Genomic DNA, 26547 nt, shown 5'->3' on the forward strand with positions numbered 1-26547 from the left:
CATGTCGACCATGGTCGATCCCCGCTTCGAGGCCGATCAGCACCGCCTGGCCGGCCGTCACCTGGTCACCAGCGTCACCGCCCAGGACGAGATCGTGCGCGGCCACCTCGTGCACGGCACCCCCGTCCTGCCGGGCGTCTTCTTCCTGGACCTGGTCCTTCGGCTGCTGCGTCATGCCGGGGTGGACCCGGCCGCGGCCGAACTGCGCCGCTGTCTGTTCATCGCGCCCGTGGTCGCCGCGGGAGACCGGGACCGGCAGCTGCAGATCGCCGTGGACTCCCCGTCCCCGCAGGGGGTGCTGCCCGTGACCGTGCGCAGCAGACCGGTCAGCGGGGGAGTCGTGCTCGATGAGGCCTGGGAGACCAACTTCCAGGCCGAGATCCGGCTGTCCGTGCCCGAACCGGCCGGACGCGTCGACACCGACCGGCTGAAGGCCGCCGCCGACCAGGTCTGCGACGCGGACGCGCTGTACGCCTTCGCCCGCCAGGTCGACATCCACCACCGCGACTTCATGAAGGTGGACGGCACCGTCCACCGCGGCGACGGCTTCTCCCTCGGCGACGTACGGCTCGGCCCCGAGGCCCAGGAGTACCTGGACCACTTCTACATCCACCCGGTCACCCTGGACTTCTCCACCCTGGTGCCCTTCCTGCAGTTCGAGCCCGCGCAGCGGGAGCGGGCCGCGCGGCCCTTCATCCCGATCTACATCGAGTCCTTCCGCGCCCACGGCCCGCTAGGCGCCGCCGCCCAGGTGTACGTGCCGCGCCTGGAGCAGCGGGAGCTGGACGCCGAGACCGTCACCGCCGACCTTCACATCTGCCACCCCGACGGCAGCGTGGTCGCCCGGATCACCGGGTTCCGCGCCAAGCGGGTGCGCACCGCCGACCTCATCACCCGGCTCGCCGCAGGCGCCGCGGCCACCGCGCAGACGCCGCCGGTGCCGCGCCCGCTGCCGCCGGCCGAGCCGACCACCGAGGGGGAGCGCAGCCTGGAGAACGTCATCAGCGACCTGGTGGCGGAGGCGCTGGGCAGCGGCGACGCGCCGGTCGACCAGGACCGCGGGTTCTACGACCTCGGCCTGGACTCGGTGAACCTGCTGACCATTGCCGTGTCCCTGGAGAAACTGCTCGGCACCGAGCTGTATCCGACCCTGCTGTTCGAGTACCCCACCGTGAACAGTCTGGCCGCCCATCTGCGTGGCCAGGGCCACACGCTCGGCGGCACGCCCGCCCCGCAGGAACCCGCCGACCCGGCACCCGCCGTCCAGGCACCCGCCCCCCGGGCCGAGGTCACCGAGGCACACCCGCCCGAGCCCGTACCCGGCGCGGGCGAGGAGCCCATCGCCGTGATCGGTCTCGCCGGACGCTACCCGGGCGCGGCCGGCATCCGCGAGTTCTGGCAGGTGCTGCGGGACGGGCGGGACTGCGTGACCGAGGTGCCCCCCGAACGCTGGGACCACGCACCCTGGTTCGCACCCGGCCGGCACATCAGCGGCAAGACCCACGGCAAGTGGGGCGGATTCCTCGACGGCGTGGAGGACTTCGACCCCTTGTTCTTCAACATCTCACCGCGCCAGGCGGAGTTGATGGACCCGCACGAGCGGCTCTTCCTGGAGACCGCCTGGCAGACCGTCGAGGACGCCGCGTACACCCCCGAGGAACTCGGCCGGCAGACCGGGGGCGCGGTCGGCGTCTTCGCCGGCGTCATGTGGAACGACTACCAGCTCCACGCCCTGGAACAACTCGCGCGCGACAACCCGCAGATCGTCGCCTCCACCTTCTCCCTCATCACCAACCGCGTCTCCTACGCCTTCGACTTCCGCGGCCCCAGCGTCTCCCTCGACACCGCCTGCTCCTCCTCCCTGACCACCATCCACCTGGCCTGCGAGGCGATCCGGCGCGGCGAGTGCCGGGCCGCCCTCGCCGGTGGCGTCAACCTCTCCCTGCACCCGTTCAAGTACCTCCGGCTCGCCGAGAACAACCTGCTGTCCACCGACGGCCGCTGCCGCGTCTTCGGCGCCGGCGCCGACGGTTACGTGCCCGGTGAAGGCGTCGGCGCGGTGCTGCTGCGCCCGCTGGCCGAGGCCGAGGCGGCGGGGGACCACATCTACGGCGTCATCCGCGGCTCGGCCGTCCAGCACTCCGGCCGCACCAGCGGCTTCGCCGTGCCCAGCCCGGACGCGCAGGGCAGGGTGGTGCTGGAGGCGCTGCGCCGCGCCGACGTCGACGTGGAGACCATCACCAGCGTCGAGGCGCACGGCGCCGGCACCACGCTCGGCGACCAGATCGAGATCGCCTCGCTCACCAAGGCCTACCGGCGCTCCACCGACCGACGCGGCTTCTGCGCCGTCGGCTCGCTGAAGTCCAACGTCGGCCACCTCGAAGCCGCCGCGGGCATCGCCGCCCTCACCAAGGTGCTGCTGTCGATGCGGCACCGCACGATCGTGCCCACGCTGCACACCGAGCGCCTCAACCAGGAGATCCGCTTCGACGACAGTCCGTTCTACGTGGCGCGGGAACGGCGAGAGTGGCCGCAGGCCGTCGACCCCCGCACCGGACAGCCCGCTCCGCGCCGCGCCGGGATCAGCGCCTTCGGCTTCGGCGGGGCCAACGTCCACATGGTGGTGGAGGAGTACACCGGCGACCAGGGCGTACGGCCCGACGCGCCCACGGGCCCCCAGGTCGTCCCGCTGTCCGCCCGCACCCCCGAGGCGCTGCGGGCCCAGGCGGAACAGTTGCGCCGTTTCCTCACCGAGGAGCCGGAGCTGCCGTTCGGCGACGTCGCCCACACGCTGCGGACCGGCCGCCGCGCCCTGGAACACCGGCTCGCGGTGGTGGCCCGCGACACGGCCGAGCTGGTGGACCTGCTCACGGCCCACGCCGCCGGACGGGGCGACTCCGGGCGGGTCTTCACGGGCCGGGCCGGACGGGACGGCGGCGGCCGGGCGGACGGCACCGACCCGGCCCGCACCGCCGCGGCCTGGGTCCGTGGCGCTGACGTGGACTGGCCGGCGTACGCCGGACGACGGGTGTCGCTGCCGACGTATCCGTTCGAGCGGAAGCGGTGCTGGATACCGATGGACGCGGGTGTGGGTGCGGGTGCGGGTGTGCGTGCACCCGCGGCTGATCGTGCCGGCGCCGACGGTGCCGTGACGGCTGCTCCGGATTCCGTGGCCGCCGCCCAGGCTGTCGCGCCCGCCCACGCCCCCGGCACCGCGGAGCCGACGGCGCCGACAGCCGCCGACCGCAGCCCGGCCGCGGCGGCCGCGGCACCCACCGCCCCGCGCCCCACCGTGCCCGGCACTGCCCCCGCCGACTCCGGTGCCGCCCCCGCCGTACCGGACGGCCTGCTCGTCTACGAACCGGTGTGGGCACCCGGCCCCCTGGCGGGCGGCGCTCTGCCCGACGGTGTGCTGCTGGTGCTGGACGACGACCCCGGGCGGGTGGCCGAACTGCGCCGAAGGGTGGCCCGGGTGGTCGCCGTGCGCCGCGGGGCCGGCTTCGCCCGCACGGGCGCCGACGAGTTCACCGTCGACCCGGTGGCCGAACACGACCACCGGGCGGTCGCCGACGCGCTGCGCGCCGAAGGCGCCGACCCGGTGGCCGTCCTGGACCTGTGGCCCCTCGCGGCACGGCATGACCCGGCCGAGGCCCGTGACACCGCCTTCGCCCTGTCCCGCGCCTGGCTGACGTCCTGCAAGTCCCCGCTGCCGGTGCTGTACGCCTACGCGGCCGACGGGGAGGACCCCGAGCACGCGGCCGTGGGCGGCCTGGCGCGCGGAGTGCGGCGCGAACAGCCCAAGCTGGCGCTGAAGACGGTGTGGCTGGATCCGGCCCTCGGCATCGAGGATCAGTGCGGCGCGCTGCTCGGCGAGGTCGTGGCCTCGCAGGACATCGAGGTACGGGTGCGCCCCGCGGGACGCGAGGTGCTGGGCTTCCGGCGGGTGGCGGCCGCCGACGGACCGGCCGTCCCGCTCGCCCGGGACGGCGGCACCTACCTGATCACCGGGGGCGCCGGCGGCCTGGGCCGGCTGGTCGCCCGGCACCTGGCCGGACGGGCCCGGGTCAACATCGCCCTCCTCGGGCGGTCCGCGCAGGGCGCGGAGCAGTCCGCGGCGGTCGCCGAACTCGCCGCGCTGGGTGCGCGGGCCCGCTACTACTCCTGCGACGTCACCGACCGCGGCGCCGTCGCGGACACCGTCCGGGCCGTCGTGGCCGACCTCGGCCCGCTCACCGGCGTTCTGCACGCCGCCGGAGTGGTCGAGGACGGACTGCTGCTCAACAAGGACTTCGCCGGGATCCAACGGGTCACCGCGCCCAAGATCCTCGGCACGCGTTTGCTGGACGAGGCCACCCGGGACGCGCGGCTCGACTACTTCCTGCTGTTCTCCTCCACCACCTCGGTGCTCGGCACCGTCGGCACCACCGACTACACCACCGGCAACCGCTACCTCGACGCCTTCGCCCACCACCGGCAGGCGCTGCGCGCCCGCGGCGAACGCCACGGCCGCACCCTGTCTGTCAACTGGCCCCTGTGGGCGGACGGCGGCATGCGGATCAACCCCGCGGTGGAGGGGCCGGTGCTGGAGGTCAACGGCCTGGAACCACTGAGCACGGCGGACGGCCTGGCCGCGCTGGAGTTCGCCCTCCGGCACCGCGCCGCCCAACTGGCCGTGTTCCGGGGAGACGTACGACGGCTGGAGCAACGGCTCACGCTGCACCCCGCCGAGCCGCGTGTACCGCGGCCCGGGACCGACGCCGACGCGCTCTGCCGTGAACTGGCGGACCTCTTCGCGGACGTGCTGAAGGTACCGGTGGAGGATCTCGACCCGGAGGAGGACCTCGCCGACTACGGGGTGGACTCCATCGCCGCGATGCGCGTGCTGGACATCCTCGAACAGCGCTACGGCACCGCTGTCGTCCCGTCCGTCGTCGCCCGCCGCCGCACCCTGCGCGCGCTCGCCGACCACCTGGCCGACGAACTCCCGGCGCCGGCCGGACCACCGACCACCGAACCGGACGCCCTCACTCCGGAGCCGGCTCCCCCTGCTGCCGTACCGACCGCGTACGCCTCCCTCGGAGGACGGCGGTCCGCGTCCGGGCGTATCGCCGTCGTGGCCGCGGCGGTTCGCGTACCCGGTGCCTCTTCCGTCGAGGACTTCTGGCAGAACCTCGTGCGCGGCATCCACTCCGTCTCCCGCACCGCCGCCGACCGCTGGTCCCCGGCCTGGTTCGAGGGAGCCGACCCGGACGTCGTCGACGCGGCCCGCTGGGGTGGATTCATCGACGGCATCGACCGCTTCGACGCCGAGTTCTTCGGCATCAGCGAGCAGGACTCCGCATGGATGGACCCGCAGCAGCGGCTCTGCCTGGAGCTGGCGCAGGAACTGCTCGACCGGGCCGGCTACTCGCGCAAGGAACTCGCTGGTGAACGCGTCGGAGTCTTCCTCGGTGTCGGCGCCAACGACTACGTCCGCCGCAACTGCATCGGCGGCCCGCCCACCACCCCGCAACTGTTGGTCAGCGCCCTGCCCAACATGGTGGCAACCCAGATCAGTCACGTCTTCGACTTCCGCGGCCCGTCCCTGGCCGTGGACACGGCGTGCTCGTCCTCATTGGTCGCCGTGCACCAGGCCGCGCAGAGCCTGCTCGCCGGAGAGTGCGACCAGGCCGTCGCCGGCGGCTGCGAGCTGCTGCTCGACCCGTTCGTCTATCTCGGCCTCGGCCGGGCGGGCGTGCTCTCCCGGGACGGCCACAGCCGGGTGTTCGACCGGGAGGCCACCGGCACGGTACCCGGGGAGGGGCTCGGGATGGTGCTCCTCAAGACCGAGGAACAGGCCCTGCGCGACGGGGACCAGGTGCTCGCCACCCTCCTCGCCTCCGCCGTGAACAACGACGGCCGCACCCTCGGCCTGACCGCGCCCAGCCACGAGGCCCAGACGGACCTGCTGCGCACCGCGCTGCGGGCGGCCGACATCGACTCCTCCAGCATCGGCTACCTGGAGGTCAACGGCTCGGCCAGCCGGTTCGGCGACCCGATCGAGATCCACGCGGCGGCCGAGGTCTACGGCGGCCCGGGCAGTGGCACGCAGCACTGCGCCGTCGGCTCCGTGAAGTCGAATCTGGGCGCGCTCCTGCACGCGGGCGGCATCGCCTCGTTCGTGAAGACGGTGCTCGCCGTGCAGCACGGCTATCTGCCCGCGACCCTGCACTGTGCCGAGCCGCATCCCCGGCTCGGCTTCGAGCGCACCCCCTTCTACCCCGTGACGTCCGGCCGGCCCTGGCCCGCGCGGCCCGGAACGCCGCGCCGCGCGGCGGTGTCCTCCTTCGGGTTCGGCGGCACCAACTGCCATGTGCTGCTGGAGCAGGCGCCCGACGGGCACACCGCGCGCCGTGTCCCGCTCGCGCTCACCCGGTTCGACCGCCGACGCCGGTGGATCACCGCCGGCGCGGGCAGCCCCGGCAGTGATCTGCCCCCGGCCGGCGCCCCGCACCTCGACGCCTACGAGGAGCCTCCGGCGGCCGTCGCGGACCGCGGCACCGGCACCGTCACCGCTGACGAGGCGAACCGCATGGCCACGGGCGATGCCGTCCTCGACGCCGTCACCCACTACCTCGAAGAACTGGTCCGGGAACGGCTGGGCACCCCGGCCGTCCCCGGCCCGGGCGGTTTCCTCGACCTCGGGCTCACCTCCGCCGACCTGATGGCGCTCAACGACCGCATCGAGAGCGACCTCGGCTGTCCCCTCGTACCGACCGTCTTCTTCCGCTTCCCCGACGTGCCACGGCTGGCCGCACACCTGCGCGCGGAGTTCCCCGAGGAGACCACCCGCCTGGCCCCGGCCGGCCCGGCCCGGACGGCGGCGCAACCGGTCGCCGCGCCGCAGCCCGCACCGGCCCCGCCCGATCCCCGCCCGGCCGCCGACAGCGCCGTCGCCGTCATCGGCATGGCCGGACGCTTTCCCGGCGCCCGTCACACCGCCGAACTGTGGCAGCGCCTGCTGAACGGCGACGACCTCGTCACCGACGTACCGGCTGACCGCTGGGACCACCGGGCGGTGTACGACCCGCAGGGCGGCGACGGCCGTACCGACTGCCCGCGGGGCGGCTTCCTCACCGGCGCCGACCGCTTCGACGCCGCACTGTTCGGCATGTCCGCCGACGAGGCGGAGACGATGGACCCGCAGTCCCGGCTGTTGCTGGAGGTGCTGTGGGAGACCGCCGAGGACGCGGCGGTGGCCGGCCGGCTCCAGGGCTCCGACACCGGCGTGTTCGTGGGCCGCTCCTTCCGCGACTACGAGGAGGAGATGGTCCGCGCCGGCCGCGCGGAGGGCCCGTACGCGCCGATCGGCACGGCGGTCTCCATGTCCGCCAACCGGCCCTCGCACTTCTTCGACCTCACCGGCCCCAGCCTCACCGTCGACACCGCGTGCTCCGGTTCGCTCTACGCCGTCCACCTCGCGGTGAGCGCGCTGCGGCGCGGCGAGTGCCGGATGGCGTTCGCCGCCGGCACCAACCTCATCCTCACGCCCCGCCATTACACGCAGCTGTCCGCGATCGGCGCGCTGTCGCCGAGCGGCGCCTGCCACGCCTTCGACGAGCGGGCCGACGGCTATGTGCCCGCGGAAGCCGTCGCGGCCGTCCTGCTCAAGCCGCTCGCGGACGCGCTGCGGGACGGCGACCCCGTGCACGCCGTGATCCGGGGCAGCGCCGCCAACCACGGCGGCCGGGCCGGAGCCGTCACCGCGCCGAACCCGGCCCGGCAGACCGACCTCCTGCGGGCCGCCTGGAGCGACGCGGGCATCAGCCCCGACACGCTCGGCTACCTGGAGGCGCACGGCACGGGGACCAGGCTCGGCGACCCCGTGGAGATCGACGGCCTCACCGCGGCCTTCGCGGAGCACACCTCCGGCACCGGCTTCTGCGTCCTGGGCACCGCCAAGGCCCACCTCGGCCACACCGAGGCGGCAGCGGGCCTGACCGGCCTCGTCAAGGCGGTACTGACGGTCCGGCACGGCGTGCTGCCCGCCATGCCCGGCTACGGCAACGCCAACCCCTACTGCACGCTCGACGGCGGGCCGTTGCGCATCAACCGGACCACCGAGTCGTGGGAGACGGCCGCCGGGCAGCCGCGCCGGGCCGGGGTCAGCTCGTTCGGCTTCGGCGGCGCGTGCGCCCACGTCGTACTGGAGCAGGCCCCGGCGGCCCAGCGGCGCGTGGTGCCAGCCGAGGGACCGCTCGTGTTCCCGTACTCGGCCGCGGACAACGACCGGCTGCGGGAGGTGATCGCCCGTCAGCGGACCTTCGTGGCCGACTCGGAAGCGCCGCTCGCCTCGATCGCCGCGACGTTGCAGTACGGCCGCTTCCCGCTCGCCGCGCGCGCCGCCGTGGTCGCCACCGACCGTCGCTCGCTGCTGCGCGGCCTGGACGAACTGCTCGCCACCGCACTGACCGGAGACCGGGTGCGTCCCGTCGGCGTCGACCCCATGGGCTCCCCCGTACAGGCCGCCCGCCGGTGGACGGACGGCACCATCGACACCTGGCCGGGAGGCCCGGCGACAGCAGCCCCGCGCACGCCTCTCCCGACGTACCCGTTCGCCCGTGAACGCCACTGGGTGGCGGCGGCGCCGGTTTCGTCCAGCACGGCGCCGGTGACCGCCGCGGGCGCCGACGCCGCGGCCCGACCAGCACCCCTCCCCACCGCCGCGGCGTCCCCCGCGCCCGCCGCCGCGGCCGAGCAGGCCGCCGACGCCTGGCTGCGGACGAGTGCCTACGACGGCCGGCAGATCGCCTCCGCGCTGCGGCAACTCGGTGTCACCGCCGGGCGGATGCTCGACGCCGACCTGCGGGCCCGAGTGGGCGGTGATCCGCTGGCGTCGGGTGCTCTGGACGGGCTGGCCGCCGACCCCTCGTACGACCGGCTGACCCGGGTGATCGAGGGCGTGCTGCGCCGCAGCCGCGCCACCGACCCGAGCCCGTACACCGCGGGCGAGCTGGACGCGCTGCTCGCCCGGCATCCCGAACTCGCCGCCCACGTACGTCTGGTGGCCGAGTGCCTGCCGGCGCTGCCCGACGTGCTGGCCGGCCGGACCGACGCGCTGGAGCTGTATTTCTCCGGTGACAACCCGGACGTCCTCGCCGGCATCTACCGGGGCAACGCCATCGCCGACCACTACAACGAACTCGTCGCCCGCGCCGTCCACGGCTTCGTCGCCGCGCGGCTGGCCGCGGAACCCGGGCGGCCGGTGCGGATCGTCGAGGCCGGCGCGGGCACCGGCGGCACGACCGACCGCGTCCTGCAACTCCTCGCGACCCTGGGCCCGGACGCGGCACGCGTCGACTACCGCTACACCGACGTCTCGGCGTCCTTCTTCCGCGCCGCCGAGCGGGAGTTCGGCGCGCGCGGCGTGCCGCTCCGCTTCGACGTGCTGGACCTGGAGGCGGACCCGTCGGCTCAGGGCTTTGCCCCCGGCTGCGCCGACCTGGTGCTCGCGGCGAACGTCGTGCACGCCACCCGGCGGGTCTCCCGCAGCCTCGACCGGCTGCGGGGCCTGCTGGCCGACGGCGGACTGCTGGTGCTCAACGAGGTCACCTGCAACCTCGACTACCTCGCCCTGATGTTCGGCATGATCCCGGGCTGGTGGGCGTTCGAGGAACCGGCGGAACGCCTGCCCGGTGCCCCGCTGCTGGACGTCCGGCGTTGGCGCACGGCCCTGGAGGGGGCCGGATTCACGGGCGTCCGTCCGCTCGGCGCGGCCGACCTGCCCGAGGACGAACTCGACCAGTCCGTCCTGCTCGCGGCGGCCGTGGGCCCGGCACGCGCACCTGCCATCGGCGACAGCGCGGCCGGCACACCGGCGACCGGAGAGACCACGGCCGTGACACCGCACGCGGGGGAGGCCACGGTCGCCCCAGCGGCCGCCGGACACACCACGGCCGCGACCCCTGCCACCGCGCAGACCACGGCCGCCGCCCTCGACGCTCCGCCCGCCCCCGTCCCGGCCGGTTCCGCGCAAGCCGCGCTGATCGACCACCTCGCCGTCATCTTCGCCGACTTCCTCCGTGTGCCCGTCGCCGACATCGACCCCACCGCGACCTTCGACCGCTACGGCCTCGACTCGCTCGGCGCGATCCAGCTGGTGCGCAGGCTGGAGGGAGACTTCGGGCGGCTGCCCAAGGTGCTGCTGTACGAGTGCACCACCCTCGACGCCGTCGCAGGCCACCTGCGCGAGAACGCCCCCGACGCCTGCGCCCGCCTCACCGCCCCCGCACCTGCGGCGCCCACGGTCGTCCCCGCATCTGCGGCGCCCACGGTCGTCCCCGCATCTGCGGCGCCCACGGTCGTCCCCGCATCTGCGGCGCCCACGGTCGTCCCCGCACCTGCGGCGCCCACGGTCACCCACGCACCTGCGGCGCCCACCGTCGCCCCCGCACCTGCCGCGCCCACCGTCGCCCCCGCACCACAGCCGCAGCCGGGGACCGGCGGAGCGGCGGACGACGACCCCGTCGTCATCGTCGGACTGTCCGCCCGCTTCCCCGGCTCACCCGACCTGGACACGCTGTGGCGCAACCTGTACGACGGCGCCGACCTGGTCACCGAGATCCCGGCGGAGCGGTTCGACTGGCGGCGCGTCTACGGCGACCCGGTGCGCACGGCCGGCCGCACCAACAGCAAGTGGGGCGCCTTCATCGACGGCGTCGACGAGTTCGACGCCGGGTTCTTCGGCATCTCCCCGCTGGAAGCGGACCTGATGGACCCCCAGCAGCGGCTCTTCCTGCAGGCGGCCTGGGCCGCGGTGGAGGACGCCGGACACCGTCCCTCGGAACTGCGCGGCACCCGCACGGGCGTCTTCGTCGGCGCCACCTCGCACGATTACGACGGCCACCTCACGGCGGTCGGCCGCGACCGCGAGGCACACTCCAGCAGCGGCCTCGCGCACTGCATCATCGCCAACCGGGTCTCCTACCTGATGGACCTGCACGGGCCGAGCCAGTCCATCGACACCGCCTGCTCCAGCTCGCTGTTCGCCTTCCACGCTGCCGTGCGGGCCATCCGCGACGGCGACTGCGACCAGGCCATCGCCGGCGGGGTGCACCTGCTCCTCACCGAAGCGCTGTACGTGGCGCTCGGCCAGACCGGCATGCTCTCGCCCACCGGACGTTGCCGCACCTTCGACGAGTCCGCGGACGGTTTCGTACGCGGTGAGGGCGTGGCCGCCGTCCTGCTGAAGCCGCTCAGCCGGGCCCTCGCGGACGGCGACACCGTGCACGCGGTGGTCCGGGGCAGCGGCACCGGCCACGGCGGGCACGTGCAATCCCTCACCGTGCCCAGCCCGGCCGCCCAGGCCGGCCTGATCGCCTCGGTGCTGCGTCGCTCCGGCGTCGACCCGCGCACCGTGACCTACGTGGAGGCGCACGGCACCGGCACCGTGGTCGGCGACCCGATCGAGGTACGGGGGCTGCGGCTGGCTTTCGCCGAACTCACCGGCGCACGGAGCGAGGTGGCCGAACCCTGGTGCGGTCTCGGCACGATCAAGTCCAACATGGGCCACCTGGAGGCGGCGGCCGGCATCGCGGGCCTGGTGAAGGTCGTCCTCGCGATGCGGCACGGCACTCTGCCCGCGAGCGTCCACTATCGACGGCCCAACCCGCTGCTGGAGCTGGACGGCAGCCCGTTCCAAGTCGTCGGCGCCACCCGGCCCTGGGAGCGGCTGAAGGACACCACCGGACGGGACGTCCCGCGCCGGGCCGGGATCAGCTCGATGGGCTTCGGCGGCGGCAACGCCCACGTCGTGCTGGAGGAACCGCCCCGGCGCGAGGACGTCCCCCCGACTGCGCGAGGCCCCCAGCTCGTCGTGCTTTCCGCGCGCGACGAGGACCGGCTGCGGGCAGCGGCCCGCCGCCTGCGGGACCACTTGGATCACCATCAGGTTCCTTTGGCGGAGCTGGCGTTCACGCTCCAGGAAGGGCGCGACGCGATGGCGGTACGGCTCGCCCTGGTCGCCGCCGAGCAGGACACGCTGCGCGAGCAGCTGGACGCCTATCTGACCGGCCGGCCCGGTCGGTACGCCACCGGCACCGCGGTGCCGGGCGCACCACAGCCGGCCGGGCCCGTGCCGGCGGACCTGCTCGAGTGGGGCCGGGCCTGGACGGCCGGCGCAGAGATCCGCTGGTCCCTGCTGCGCGAGCCGGGCGCGACCGTGCGCCGGGTGTCCCTGCCCGCCTACCCCTTCGCCCCGGAACGCCACTGGGCCGATCCGGTGGACGGCCGTCCGGCACACCAGGAGTCGGCCCGCACGGCTCCCCCGGCGCCTGACGGAGGGCTGCAGGACGTCCTGGAGGCCCTGCAGCGCGGTGAGTTGACGGTCGACGAGGTCGACCGGCTGATGACCACGAGCGAGAACGGATCCCACGCATGAGTGCCGACTCCGACTCCCCGCACGGGAGTTCCTTCCGCCGGAGCATCCTCGCCCGGGTCGACGCGGGCGACCTCACGCCCGCCGAGGCCGTCGAACTGCTGAAGCCGGGCGGCCACCACCTCGTCCTCTTCCGCCCGCAATGGGAGCACTGTCCCGCGCAGCCAGTTCTCCGGCCCGACGAGCGGGGCCTGGCGGTGGCGGCGACCGACGCACGGTCCCTCGCCGCCGCTCCGGCCGGCGCCCTGCGCATCGCCCTCGGTCCCGCCGATGCGGCGCCCGAGGACGCCGTCCGCATCACCGACCCGGCCCGCACCTCGGCCTGGGCGGATCTGTGGTCCCGCCGCCGCGCCGCGGGAGAGCCCGTGCGCCGGGCCGTGTTCCTGATCGACGTGCCGGAGCAGGAGGCGGAGCACGCGCTGGATCCCGTCTTCGCGGCCGTGCGGGCGGTCATCGCCGACCGGCAGGGCGGCCCGCTGGACCTCGCCTGCGTGGTCGCCGGGCCCGGCCGGGACGCCGTGGCGTCCGCCCTCGGCGGGTTCTGCCAGATCGCCGGCTTCGAGGACCGCCGGGTCCGCGCCGTCGCCGTCGAGGCGCCCGCCCTGCCCGCCGGGCCGGCCGGCGCGCAGGGCGCCGTCCGGCTGGCGCTCACCGAACTGGCCCTGGCCCGGCCCGGAGCGGCCCAGGTGCGCCACGACAGCGCGGGGCGGAGCAGGCGCACGGTCCTGCCCGCCGAGGCACCGCCCGCGGACCGGCCCGTCTTCCGGCAAGGCGGCAGCTATCTGATCACCGGAGGCGCCGGCGGCATCGCCCTGCGCCTCGCCGAGCTGCTCGCCGACCGGTATGGTGCCCGGTTCGTCCTGATGGGCCGGTCCCAGCCGGGCGAGCGGCATCGCGCGGCCTGCGCCCGCATCGCCGAGCTGGGTGGAGCAGCCCGGTACGTGCGCGGCGACGTGCGCGACCTCGCCGACGTCGAGGCCGCCGTCCAGCTCGCCGTACAGGAGTTCGGCGCCCTGCACGGCGTACTGCACTCCGCGGGCATCAACAACGACACCTACGTGGTCAACAAGGACCCCCGCGACATCGACGCCGTGACCGGCCCCAAACTCGCCGGCGCCCGCAACCTCGACCTCGCCACCGCCGGTCTGCCGCTCGACTTCCTGGCGCTGTTCTCCTCCACGGCCGCCTACCTGTGCATGGCCGGGCAGAGCGACTACGCCGCGGCCAACCGGGGCCTGGGCGGGTTCGCCGCGGCCCGCGAGGCGCTGGTCGCGCAGGGCGCCCGCAGCGGCCGTACCGTGTCCGTGTGCTGGCCGCTGTGGAGCGGCGGCGGCATGGACCTGGAGGCGAGCGACAAGCGGGTCCTCCAGGAACTGCAGGGCATGGTGGCGATGCCGCCGGCGGAGGGCCTGGCCGCGCTGGAAGCGGCCGTGCGCGGCGAGGGCCCCGAATGGCTCGTCGTGTACGGCGACCGGGCCCGCGCCGAGGACTTCGTCGCCTCCCGGATGGCGGACCGGACCGACGCCGACGGGGACGGCGCCGACCGCGAACAGCCCACGGACAGCGACGACTTGACGGCCGCCGCCGAGGGATGGCTGCTGCGCCTGGTGTCGGACACGGTCCGGCTGCCCGCCGGACGGCTGCGACGCGACCAGGAGTTCTCCACCATCGGAGTGGACTCCATCCTGATCCGCAAGCTCACCACGGTCCTCGAGGACGAACTGGGCCCGCAGCCCGTCACCCTCTTCTTCGAGTACCGCAACGTCGCCGAGCTGGCTGCCCACTTGATCCGCACGCACCGCGACCGGCTGGCCCGCCTGCTCTGCGCCGCCACCCCCACTCCCGCCGCCGGCCCGGCCGTGGCTGCCGCCACGGACCCGGAACCCGGGCGCGTACCGGCGGGGGAGCCCATCGCCGTCGTCGGCCTGGCCGGGCGCTACCCGGGCGGCGAGGACCTGGAGGAGTTCTGGCGCTCCCTGTCCGAGGGCCGCGACTGCGTCGGCCCGATCCCGGCGGACCGCTGGGACCACGCCGCCTACCACGCCCCCGGACACCGCAGCCCGGGCATGGCCTACGGCGACCACGGCGGATTCCTGCGCGACGTGGCCCGCTTCGACGCCGCCTACTTCAACATCTCCCCGCGCGAGGCCGAGCGCAGCGACCCCAAGGAACGGCTGTTCCTGGAGGTCGCCGCGAGCGCCCTACAGGACGCCGGCTACTCCCGGCGCCTGCTCCACGCGCGCACCCGCGACGCGCGCGGACGCCACGCCATCGGCGTGTTCGTCGGCGTCACCGGCTCCTCGTACGGGCTGCTCGGCGTCGAGGAGTGGGGCCGGGGCAACCGGGTGATCGCGCCCGCGATGGACTTCTCGGCGGCCAACCGGCTGTCGTACTGGCTGGACGCGCACGGCCCCAGCATGGTCGTGGACACCGCCTGCTCCGCCTCGCTCACCGCGCTCCACCTGGCCTGCGAGAGCCTCAGGTCCGGGGAGAGCCGGATCGCCGTCGCCGGCGGTGTCTGCGTCAATGTCCACCCCAGCAAGTGGGTTGTCCTGTCCGAGCTGCGGATGCTCGCCCCCGGCGGGCGCTGCCAGGCCTTCGGCGCGGGCGGCGACGGGTTCGTACCCGGCGAGGGCGTCGGCGCGGTCGTCCTGAAGCCGCTGTCCGCCGCGCTCGCCGACGGCGACCCGATCCGCGGCGTGATCCGCGGCACCGCCGTCAACCACGGCGGCCGCACCAACGGCTACACCGTGCCCAGCCCGCAGGCCCAGGGCTGGGTCGTCGCCGACGCCCTGCGCGCCGCCGGCGTCGACGCCCGCGACGTCGGCTACGTGGAGGCCCACGGCACCGGCACGCCGCTCGGCGATCCCATCGAAGTGGAGGGTCTGCGCCGCGCCTTCGGCGAGTACACCGACGCCACCGGCTTCTGCGCCCTCGGCTCCGTGAAGTCCAACATCGGACACGCGGAGTCGGCGGCCGGCATCGCCGGGCTCACGAAGATCCTGCTGCAGATGGAGCACGGCACCCTCGTGCCCACCCTCCACTGCGCCGACGAGAACCCGGCGCTCGACCTCGCCCGCACCCCGTTCGTGCTGCCCCGCACGGCCCGTCCCTGGCAGCGCCCCGAGGGCGGGTCGCGGCTGGCCGCGCTCAGCTCGTTCGGGGCCGGCGGCGCCAACGCGCACGCGGTCGTGGACGAGTACGTCCCGGCACCGGACCACGAGAGCCCCGCGCCCGGCGGACCCGAACTGATCGTGCTGTCCGCCGGCAGCGAGGAGCAACTGCGGTCCGTGGCGGCGCGCCTGGCCGCCCGGCTCGAACAGCCGGACGCCGCCGCCCTGCCCCTCGCCTCCCTCGCCGTAACCCTGCAGCAGGGCCGCGACCACCTCGCCCACCGGCTCGCCCTCGTCACGCACAGCGTCACCGGCATCACCGCCGCCCTGCGCGACCATCTCGCCGGCCGCGAGGTCCCCGGCCTGCGCACCGGCCGAGCCGACCTCGCCGCCCCGGCCGAAGACAACCCCGACCGCCTGCGCCAACTGGCCCGGCACGGCTCACCCGACGAACTCGCCCGCGCCTACACGGCGGGCGCCGACATCCCCTGGGAACAGTCCGACCGCCCGGGCGTACGACGCGTGGCGCTGCCCACCTACCCGTTCGCGGGGGCACGGCACTGGATCCGGACGACCGCGAACGGGGCCGAGCGCGGGGCCGGGAATACGGCGAACGGGGCTGAGCAGGGGAGCAGGGCGACGGTGAACGGGGCCGAGCGCGGGGCCACGGCGACGGCGAACGGGGCCGAGCACAGGGCCAGGATGACGGCGAACGGGGCCGAGCAAGGGGACCCTGCGACCGTCTCCGTGGACGGAGCCACCATCGTCACCGTCCGTCTCGCTCCCACCGACCCGCTCGTCGCCGACCACCTCGTCGACGGCCGGCGGATCGTCGCGGGAGTCCTCCAGCTCGAACTCGCCCGGGCCGCCACGGCCCCACAGGCCGCCGCGGCCCTTACGGACGTGCGCTGGCGGGTGCCGCTGGAGGTCGCCGAGGACGGCACCGACGTGCGGGTGGCCCTGACCCCGTCCGCGAACGGCACGGCGTACGAAATCACCACCGGCGGCGGCGACACGCGCACCGTCCACAGCACCGGCACGGTGGTGACCGGTGGCCAGGAGCCGGTCGGTCGCCTGCCGTTGGACGCCATCCGCGCGCGCTGCCGTACGAGCGTTCCGGGCCGCGAGCTGTACGAGCGGGCAGCCGCCGCGGGACTCGACTACGGGCCCGCCTACCGCCGGGTCCGTACGCTGCTGCGCGGCGAGGGCGAGGCGCTGGTGGAGCTTGAGCCGGCCGACGCCTCGGCCGCTCCCGGCGCGCTGCCCGCCGGGCTGGTCGACAGCGCCCTGCACTCCGTGCAGGGCATCCTGCCCGAGCCCCTCGCCGCTCGCGCCCCCGTCCCGGCGACCGCCGCGGCCGTACGGCTGCTCGGCGACCCGGCGACCGCCCGGCACGCACACGCCGTGCTGGTGCGGGCGGACGACACCAGCGCACGCTGCCAGGTGGTGGTGGCCGACGACGCCGGCCGGCCGGTGCTCGTCCTGGAGGACTTCACCGTCGCGGCCCGGCCCGCTCAGGACCCGATCACCTATCTCAGCCCACGCTGGACGGCGGTCGGACCGTTGGCGCCCGGGCAGGGCGCGCGCGGGCGCGCCCTCGTGCTGTCCACCCCGGACGACTTCGGGCTGGGCGCGCGGCTCGCCCAGCGGTTCCCGGGCGCGCTGACCGCCGACCTGACGCGGCTCGACCCGGCCACCGAACTGCCGCGCCTGCTCGGCGAGGCGGGCCTCGAACCCGATGTGTACTTCCTCGGCGGGGTCGACGCCGTCCGCTACAGCCACGAAGACCTGGCCCATCTGCACCGCAGCCAGCAGTACGGCGCGATCGCCCTGTTCCATCTGGCCCGTGCCCTCGCCACGGCCCGCCCGCACGGGGCCCGGCTGACCGTGGTCACCAGCGGAGTCCAGCAGATCGACCCGGCCCGCGCGGCCGGCAACCCCTTCGCCGCCTCGCTGATCGGGCTCACCCGGTCCCTGGCCCGGGAACTGCCGTTCCTGCGGACCGGTCTGCTCGACCTCGACCCGGCCGACCTCACCGACCTCACCGGACCCTCCGCCGGCGACGGCACCGAGACGATCCTGGACGCGGTCGCCGCGGCCGCCACCACGGGCCCGGTGGCCGAGCGCGCCCTGCGCGGCGGGGTCCTCCTGGAGTGCGACCTGACCCCGGTGGAGCTGCCCGCCGTCGACGAGGAGGCCCTGCCGCTGCGCAAGGGCGGCCGTTACCTGGTGCTCGGCGGCGCGGGCGGGCTCGGCTCGGTGATCGCCCGGCACCTCGCCGAACGGTACGCGGCCCGCCTGCTGCTGGTCGGCCGCCGGCCCGCCGACGCTCTGCCCGCCGGATATCTCGACGGGCTGCGCCGGGCCGGGGCCGAGGTGCACTACGAACCGGCCGACGTGGCCGACCCGGAGGCGATGCGCCGGGTCGTGCAGACGGCCCGTACCCGCTTCGGAGGGCTCGACGGCGTCATCCACTCGGCGTTCGTCCTCGCGGACCGCACCCTGGAGCGGATGGACGAGCCGACCTTCCGCGCCGTCCTCGACCCCAAGGTGCGCGGCACGGCCGTCCTGGAACACGTCCTGGCCGACCAGGACCTGGACTTCCTCGCCCTGTTCTCCTCCGCGATCTCCCACACCGCCAACCCCGGCCAGGCCAACTACGCCGCCGGATCCACCTTCCAGGATGCCTTCGGCCGCTTCCTGGCCGCCCGGCTGGGACGCCGGGTACGGCTGTTCAACTGGGGGTTCTGGGGCGAGAGCGGCTCGGTGGCCACCGACGAGTACCGGGCGCGGATCAGCCGCTCCGGAGTCGAACCGCTCACCGACGAGCAGGGCCTGGCCGCGTTCCGCCGGGTCATGGCCGCCCCGGTCACCCAGATCACACCGATCCGGCTCGCCGCGCCGCCCACCGCAGCCGTACGGCCCCTCGCCCCGGCAAGGGGCCCGGCCCTCGCCCGCGCGGCAGGCCGGGGCGCAGCCGACGCCCTGGCCATCGACACCGCAGGGACTTTGCCGGGCCGCGCCTACGTCGACCGCGTCGAACGACTGGCACGCCTGCAGATCAGCCACGCGCTGCGCGGCCCGGCCGGGGTGCGGGCGGGGGAGTGGACCGACCCGGACCGGCTCGCCGAACGGCTGCGGGTCGCCCCCGGACAACGCCGGCTGCTGGCCGCCGCGTTGACGGCGCTGCGCCACGGCGGGCACCTCACCGCCGACGGCACCGTGACGGACACCGGCGACGACACAGACGCACTGCGCGCCGAGCTGATCGCCGCATACCCGCACAGCGCGGGCGCGCTGGAACTGATCGGCGACTGTGCCGCCGCCCTGCCCGACGTGCTGGCGGGCCGCCGCAGCGGACTGGAGGTGCTGTTCCCCGGTGGCTCCGACCACCGCGTGGCGCCGCTGTACCACGACGACCCGCGGTCGGCCTACTTCAACACCGCCTGCTCCGGCGCCGTACGGGCGGCCGTGGCCCACGTCCTGGACGCCGACCCCGCCGCCCGCGTGTCGGTACTGGAGATCGGAGCCGGCACCGGCGGCACCAGCCGCCCCGTCCTCCAGGCCCTCACGCCCTACGCCCACCGGCTGAGCTACGACTACACGGACGTCGCCACCGGCCTGGTGCGCCGGGCGGAGCAACGCCTGGGCGCCGGCCATCCGTTCGTCCGCTTCCGGGTGCTGGACATCTCCGCCGCGCCCGAGCCGCAGGGCTTCCCTGCGGGTGGCTGGGACGTGGTGCTCGCCGCGAACGTCCTGCACGCCACCCCCGACCTGCGCACCACCCTCGCCCACGCCCGCCGGCTGCTGCGCCCGGGCGGCGTTCTGGTGCTGAACGAGGCCACCCGGGTGCTCGACTCCGTGAACGTCGTCTTCGGTCTGACCGACGGCTGGTGGGCCTACCAGGACGGCGAACTCCGGCTCCCGCACTCGCCGCTGCTGCGCCCCGCCGCATGGCGGGCCGTGCTGGCCGCGACGGGATTCCGGGAGATCGACGCGTACGGCGTGCCCGGCACGCCCGAGGCGGAGTCGGGCCAGCACATCGTGATCGCCGAGCGCGACGGATGGACGGAGAGCACGATGCCGGCCGCCGCGTCGGTGCCAGGGGCGCGGAAACCCGAGAGCGTCGAGGCACGGGTCACCACGCCTGCGGCACCCGTGCCGGCCCCGGCGGACGGCAGCCACGAGCGGGCGGTCGCCTGGCTCACCGCGGCCTTCGCCGAGGCCCTGCGCATGCCGGTCACGGACCTGGATACCGCCGCACCGCTGGAGGTCTACGGCGCCGACTCGCTGATCACCATGGAGATCGCCGACCGCGTCGAGCGCGAACTCGGCGCGGTCACCGGCCCGTTGCCGTTCATCGGCGGGACCATCGACTCCGTCGCCGAGGTACTCGTGGCGCAGGGGCGGTTCACAGGTGAGGGGGCGGGCGGCGGATCACCGACGACGCCGACGGGAGGGCAGGAGCCCGTGGCCTCTCCGGCACCCAGTGGCCTCGCCGTCACCGCTGACGACCGGCGCACCGCCGTAGGACCTCCGTCGCCGGAACCCGGACACCGGCTCGACATCGCCGTCGTCGGAGTCGCGGGACGCTACCCCGGCGCCGACGACCTGGACGCGTTCTGGGAGAACCTCCGTACCGGCCGCCGCTGCCTGCGAGAGGTGCCCGAGGAGCGCTGGACGGTGTCCGAGCACCAGGACGCCCCCGGTCGGCCCCCGCACCGCTGGGGCGGCTTCGTGGACGGGGTGGACCTGTTCGACCCGCTGCCGTTTCGCATGTCGCCCCGGGAGGCGGAGCGGACGGATCCGCAGGAGCGGCTGTTCCTGCGCTCGGTGTGGGAGGCGCTGGAGGACTCCGGCAGCACCGCGGAGCGGCTGGCCGCCCAGGCAGGCCGGGCGGGCGTCGGCGTGTTCGTCGGTGTGTCCGGATCTCCGTACCAGCAGCTCGCGTTCGAACGCTGGGGACGCGGGCAACGGGAGACGCCGCCCGCCGGATCCTGGTCGGTGGCCAACCGTGTCTCGCACGTGTTCGGCTTCGGCGGGCCCAGCCTGGCCGTGGACACCGCCTGTTCCTCGTCGCTGACCGCGCTGCACCTGGCTTGCCAGGCGCTGCGTGACGGCGACTGCGCGGCGGCCGTGGCCGGCGGGGTCAGCCTGATCCTGCACCCGGCCCACCACCTTGCCCTGTCGGCCGCGACCATGCTGTCCTCCGACGGCCACAGCCGTGCCTTCAGCGCCCGGGCCGACGGATTCACCACCGGTGAGGGCGTCGGCGCGGTGATCCTCAAGCCCCTGCACGCCGCCCTCCGCGACGGCGACCGGGTGCACGGTGTGCTGCTCGCCTCCGGGGTCAACGCCAACGGGCCCGCCGGGGCTTACGCGTCACCGGACGCGACCGCGCAGGCCCGCCTGCTGCGCGGAGTCCTCGACCGGGCCGGGCTCACACCGCGCGACATCCAGTACGTGGAGGCGGCGGCGTCCGGATCCCCGCTGGCCGACCCGCTGGAGGCGGCCGCCCTCGCCGAGGTGTACGGCACGCAGGGCGGCGTCCGCGTCGGTTCCGTCAAGCCCGGCATCGGCCACCTGGAAGCGGCCTCCGGTATGGCCCAGCTGACCAAGGTGCTGCTCCAACTGCGCCACGGGCGGCTGGCCCCGACCCCGGACTGCGACCCGGTGCGTGAGGGCGTCGAGGGTCCGGGTCTGCGCCTGGTGCGCGAGGAGACCGAGTGGGCCCGGCCGGCCCAGGGCCCGCGGCGCGCCACCGTCAGTGCCTTCGGCGTCGGGGGCGCGAACGCGCACCTGATCGTCGAGGAGGCACCGCCCGTACCGACTCGCGCGGCAGACGGCGCCGGGCGGCCCCAGGTGGTCGTGGTGTCGGCGCACCGGGAAGAACGACTCCGCTGTGCCGTACGGCGGTTGCGGGACCGGCTGGCGGCCGACGGCGCCGGGGTGCCGCTGCCCGACGTGGCCCGCACCCTCCAGCTGGGCCGGGCCGCACTGCCGTACCGGCTCGCCTTCGTCGCCGAGGACACGGCGGCCGCCGTCGCCGCGCTGACCGCCCACCTCGATGGTCGTGGCGCGGAGCACGGGGTGGTCACCGGGCGGGCGTCTCGGACGCCCCAGCCCACCCCTCCCACCGATCCCGCCCCTCCCACCGACGATCCCGCCGCGCACGCGGCCGCGTGGGTCTCAGGGGCCGACGTGGACTGGACCGAGTACGACCGCGACCAGGACCGCAGGGTCGTCCCACTGCCGCACTACCCCTTCGCCGAGGAGCGTCACTGGATGCCCGACATACCGGCACCTCGCCCGCCGGCGGACACCGCGTCCGTCGCCGTCCCCGAACTCCTGCTCGACAGGGAGGCCGTCCCGGCCGTCGTCCCGCCGCCCACGGAATCCGGCGCCGCGACCGCCGCGGTCGCCCCGGTCCCGTCACGGTCCGGGCACGCGTCCGGTCCGGTCCCCGGGACCGCCGCACTACGGTCGCCGGCCGAGCCCGCGCTGCCCACCGAGCGGGTCCGCGCCGCCGTGGTGGCCGGGATCGGTGAGGTACTCGGGGTCTCCGCCCGGGACCTGGACTTCGCCGACCGGCTGAGCGACTACGGCTTCGACTCGGTGAGCGTGCTGGCCCTGGCCGCCCGGCTGGAATCGGACCTGGGCGTCCCGGTCAGCCCCACGGCCCTGTACGCGGCCCCGGACCTTGCCGGACTGGTCGACCTCCTGGCCGTCACCCCTGCCGGACCCGCGCGGACGACACCGGAAGCGGTACCGCTGTCACAGGCCGCCGTCGTGGCGGAAGCGGTGCCTCTGTCACCGGCCGCCGAGACGGAAGCCCGGCATCAGCCCCGAAGGGGCTTCGTGCCGATGGCGGGCCCAGTGGAGCCGCGCACCGGACCCGAGCCGGTCGCCATCGTCGGCATGGCCGGCGCCTTCCCCGGCAGCCCGGACCTGGAGTCCTTCTGGGCCAACCTCGTCGCGGGCCGCGATCTCGTCGGCACCGTGCCGACCGGACGGCCGGACGCGAGCACGCCGCGCGGCACCGGCGGCTTCCTCAGCGACATCGACCGGTTCGACCCCGAGTTCTTCCGCATCTCCCCCCGCGAAGCACGACTGATGGACCCCCAGCACCGGCTCTTCCTCCAGGCGGCCTGGCACGCCGTGGAGGACGCGGGCCACGATCCGCACCGGCTCGCCGGGAGCGACACCGGTGTCTTCGTCGGCGTCGCGTCCTCGGAGTACTCCCAGCTGCTGCTGTCGCGCGGGGTTTCGGTGGACGGGCAGATGGCGACCGGCAACGAGCACAGCATGCTCGCCAACCGCCTCTCCTTCCTGCTCGACCTGCACGGCCCCAGCGAGCCCGTCGACACCGCCTGCTCCAGCAGCCTGGTGGCCGTCCACCGAGCCGTCCGGGCCATCCAGGACGGCGACTGCTCGGCGGCCCTCGCCGGCGGGGTCAACCTCATCCTCAACGCCAACGGCTTCGACGCCTTCGGCAGTTCGGGGATGCTCGCCGGCGACGGACGCTGCAAGAGCTTCGACCACCGGGCCGACGGCTACGCGCGCGGCGAGGGCGTCGGCGTGCTGTTCCTGAAACCGCTCAGCCGTGCGGAGGCGGACGGCGACCCGGTCCACGCGGTGATCCTCGGCAGCGCCGTCAACCACGGTGGCCGGGCCACCTCCCTCACCGCGCCGAATCCGGCCGCGCAGTCCGCGGTGATCGGTGCGGCGCTGCGGCGGGCCGGGATCGGTTCCGACACCATCGGCTATGTCGAGGCGCACGGCACGGGAACGGCCCTCGGTGACCCCATCGAAGTGGAGGGCCTCACGCGGGCGTTCCGCGAGAACGGCTGGGACGGCTCCGGCCGCCACTGTGCTCTCGGCACGGTCAAGACCAGCGTCGGCCACCTGGAGACCGCGGCCGGCATCGCGGGCCTGATCAAGACCGTGCTCGCGCTGCGGCACCGTCTGCTCCCGCCGCTGCTGCACCTGGAACGCCCCAACCCCCTGCTGGAACTGGAGCGCAGCCCCTTCCACCTGGTGGACGCCGCCCGGCCCTGGGACCGGCGCACCGTCGACGGCCGCGAGCTGCCACGCCGCGCCGGGATCAGCTCCTTCGGCTTCGGCGGCGCCAACGCCCATGTCGTGCTGGAGGAGTACGCCGACCGCAACCCCGGCCCGGCCGTGCCCGAACCCCAACTGATCGTGCTGAGCGCTGTGGACGAGGAACGGCTCGACGAGTACGCGGCCGGCCTCCTCGCCCACGTCCAACGCGTCCTGATGCGGGGTACCGACGCCGACGTCACGCTGACCGACCTGGCCTGGACCCTCCAGACGGGCCGCCCCGAACTGTCCTGCCGGCTCGCACTGGTAGCGCCCTCCCTCCCCGAACTGGCCGCCACACTGGAGGCCGTGGCCGAGGGCAGGCCCGGCGAGACGGTCTCGCGCGGCCGTTCCGACGGCTCCGCCGACGACCTCTCCCTCGCCGACCTCGACCCGGCCCGACTGCTCGCCACCGGCACCGAAGAGGGCCTGCGCCGCCTCGGCGCCGCCTGGGTCCGTGGCGCCCGCCTGGACTGGTCGGCGCTGCACACCACCCCCCGCCGCCCCGTCCGTCTTCATCTGCCGACCTACCCCTTCGCCCGACAGCGCTACTGGCTGCCGGAGTCGGCCACGCCCGAGGCGACTACGGCCGTGCCCCAGGCGACTACGGCGGTGCCCCAGGCGACCGCGCCCGCGCCCGCGGCGACCATGGCCGCGCCCGCGCCCGCGCCGGCGGTGAGCGAGGCCCGGCGTAAGGCTTCGGCGCCGGAACGGGGCGCGGTTCCGCGGGCGGCGTCGGCGACCCCGGTCCCGGCGCCAATTCCGGATGCGACCCCACAGGGGCCCCGGCCCACTTTGCCCACCGATGGCGTCCAGGACCTGCGCGCCATCATCGCCGAAGGCGTCGGCATGCCCGCCGGCAGCCTCGACGTCGACCGGGACTTCGCCTCGTACGGCATCGACTCCATCGCGGCCCTGCGCATCATGCAGCGCGTCCAGGCCCATTTCGGCGAGGACGTCCCGATGGCCGCCATCTTCGAGTACTCCACGGTTCGCAAGCTCGCCACACATCTCGCACAGGAAGGGCTCACCGCCGGGAGTAGCCAGACACCGCAGAGAAAGCCCGGCAGCACCGCGCAGCCGCAGCCGATCCCGGTCGCCGAGCCTCCGGCCCGGCCCAAGATCTTCGAACTTGCCACTCCCGCTGACGCGGACGCGACCCCCCTCTTCGCCGTCTACGGCGGCACCGGCGAGCTGAGCTGGCTGGCCGGTCTCGACGGCCTGGGCGACGGAGCAGCCGTCCTGGGCGTCCAGGCACCCGGATTCGGCACGCGGCCGCCCGCCCCGGGCGCGTCGATCACCGAGCTCGGGGCCGAGTGTGCCGCGGCGATCCTGGAGACGCTGCCCGCCGGGCCCTTCCGGCTGGCCGCACACGCCACCGGCGGCCTCGTGGCGATGGAGACGGCCCGGGCCCTCGCCCGACAGGGCCACGAGATCGAGCGGTTGACCCTGCTCGACCCCGCCGTCCCCGGCCATGTGGCGACAGGCTCCGAGGGGGATCACCTGCGTGCTGTCGCCCTCGTCCTGGGCGAGGCCTGGGGCGCCCGGGAGTCTCTGACGGACCGGCTGCCGGCAGGCTGCACCGCCGCCGAGGCCGCTCGACTCCTGGGTCAGCTGGCGGAACCGCCCATGCCGGAGGAGAAGTTGGTCGCCTGGCTCTCGGCTGCCGCCACCTGGCACGCGTTGCTCGCCGAAGCTGCGGCTGACTACGCGCCCGCGCCGCTCACCGACCCGGCCCGCACACTGATCGTCACGGCAGCAGACGCCGAACCGGAAGGCTGGGAGCGCCTGATCGTCCCGCCGCCCGTCATGGTCGCACTTCCACACGGTGCAAGCGTGTTGAGTGACCCGGCAGTCGTCACACGACTCCGCACAGCCGATGCTCCCGAAGGGACCACCGGCCCCGAGGAGACCGAGGAGACTGAGGAGAACACGGCGACCGAAGCGGCCACGGCGACCGAAGCGGCCACGGCAACCGAAGAGTTCGACGTGACCGAAGAAGACGGCTCCGCCGAACAGGACGAAGGCGCCCACCTCGTCTCCGTCAACGGCAGCGGACGCCGCCCCGCCACCTTCTGGACCCACCACCTCTTCGGAGACGTCAGCTACTGCGTCTACCTCTCCCGTCACCTCGGCGCCGACTACCCGGTCTTCGCGCTGGAACAGGTGGACTACCAGCTCGCGTTCCGCCACTTCGACGACATCCAGCAGATGAGCGCGGTCTACCTGGCGGCGCTGCGCGGGCGCCGGCCGCGCGGGCCGTACCGGATCGGCGGATGCTCGTTCGGCGGCGTGGTCGCGTACGAGATGACCCAGCAGTTGCTGGCCGCCGGGGAGGAGGTGTCGCACCTGTATTTGGTGGACCCCCTGATGCCCGGCACCGGGGCGTGGGACGGCGTCGACGCGAGCGGTATCGACGAGGGCGAGGGGGAGAACCTGGCGTTGATGCTGATCGGGAACTCCGCCTGCCAGTTGTGGCGGGTGGACGAGCAGATCGGCGTCGAGAAGCTGCGCGGCCTCACGCTGGACGAGCAGTTCGCCTCGATGGCCGAGCACATCGTCGCCAAGTCACCCGCCACCCTGTCCCACGACCACGTGCTGAAGCTGATGCGCAGCAAGTGGGACGTGCTCCAGCTCAACGGCAAGCTCCTCGACGGCTACCAGGCGGTGCCGTTGCCGGCCCCGGTGGACGTCACCGTCTTCCACGCGCAGCGCGGCTTCTCCGCGGCCGGCAATCCGTTCGGCATGCCCGCCATCCCCCGCACCGACGGGGACACCAGCAACGGGCTCGCCGACCTGGTCCCGAAGCGCGATCTGACCGTGCATGTGATGGACGCCGACCACTTCACCATCGTGCTGGAGGAGAACCTGCAGCGGATCGCGGGCCTGCTGGGGCCCTCACTGGACGGGGAGTGAGCG

Annotated in this window: 2 protein-coding genes; both read left to right on the forward strand. The window is 74.7% G+C overall.

All coding sequences use genetic code 11. From position 1 onward, the window contains the following. Window position 1: 1 nt before the first annotated feature. Window positions 2-12418 carry an SDR family NAD(P)-dependent oxidoreductase gene (locus tag AC067M_RS13205; RefSeq protein WP_478697099.1) on the forward strand — a complete coding sequence of 4139 codons (12417 nt, stop codon included), beginning with the start codon at window positions 2-4 and terminating at the stop codon, window positions 12416-12418. Then, window positions 12415-26544, forward strand: coding sequence for an SDR family NAD(P)-dependent oxidoreductase (locus tag AC067M_RS13210; RefSeq protein WP_478697100.1), 14130 nt, complete (start codon window positions 12415-12417; stop codon window positions 26542-26544). Before AC067M_RS13205 ends, AC067M_RS13210 begins: the two co-directional genes overlap by 4 nt. Window positions 26545-26547 lie beyond the last annotated feature (3 nt).

The sequence above is a fragment of the Streptomyces sp. NPDC043427 genome (assembly GCF_056436655.1).

Coding starts and splice junctions, on each gene's coding strand:
- AC067M_RS13210 (WP_478697100.1), top strand. CDS start 12,415: ATGAGTGCCGACTCCGACTCCCCGCACGGGAGTTCCTTCCGCCGGAGC.
- AC067M_RS13205 (WP_478697099.1), top strand. CDS start 2: ATGTCGACCATGGTCGATCCCCGCTTCGAGGCCGATCAGCACCGCCTG.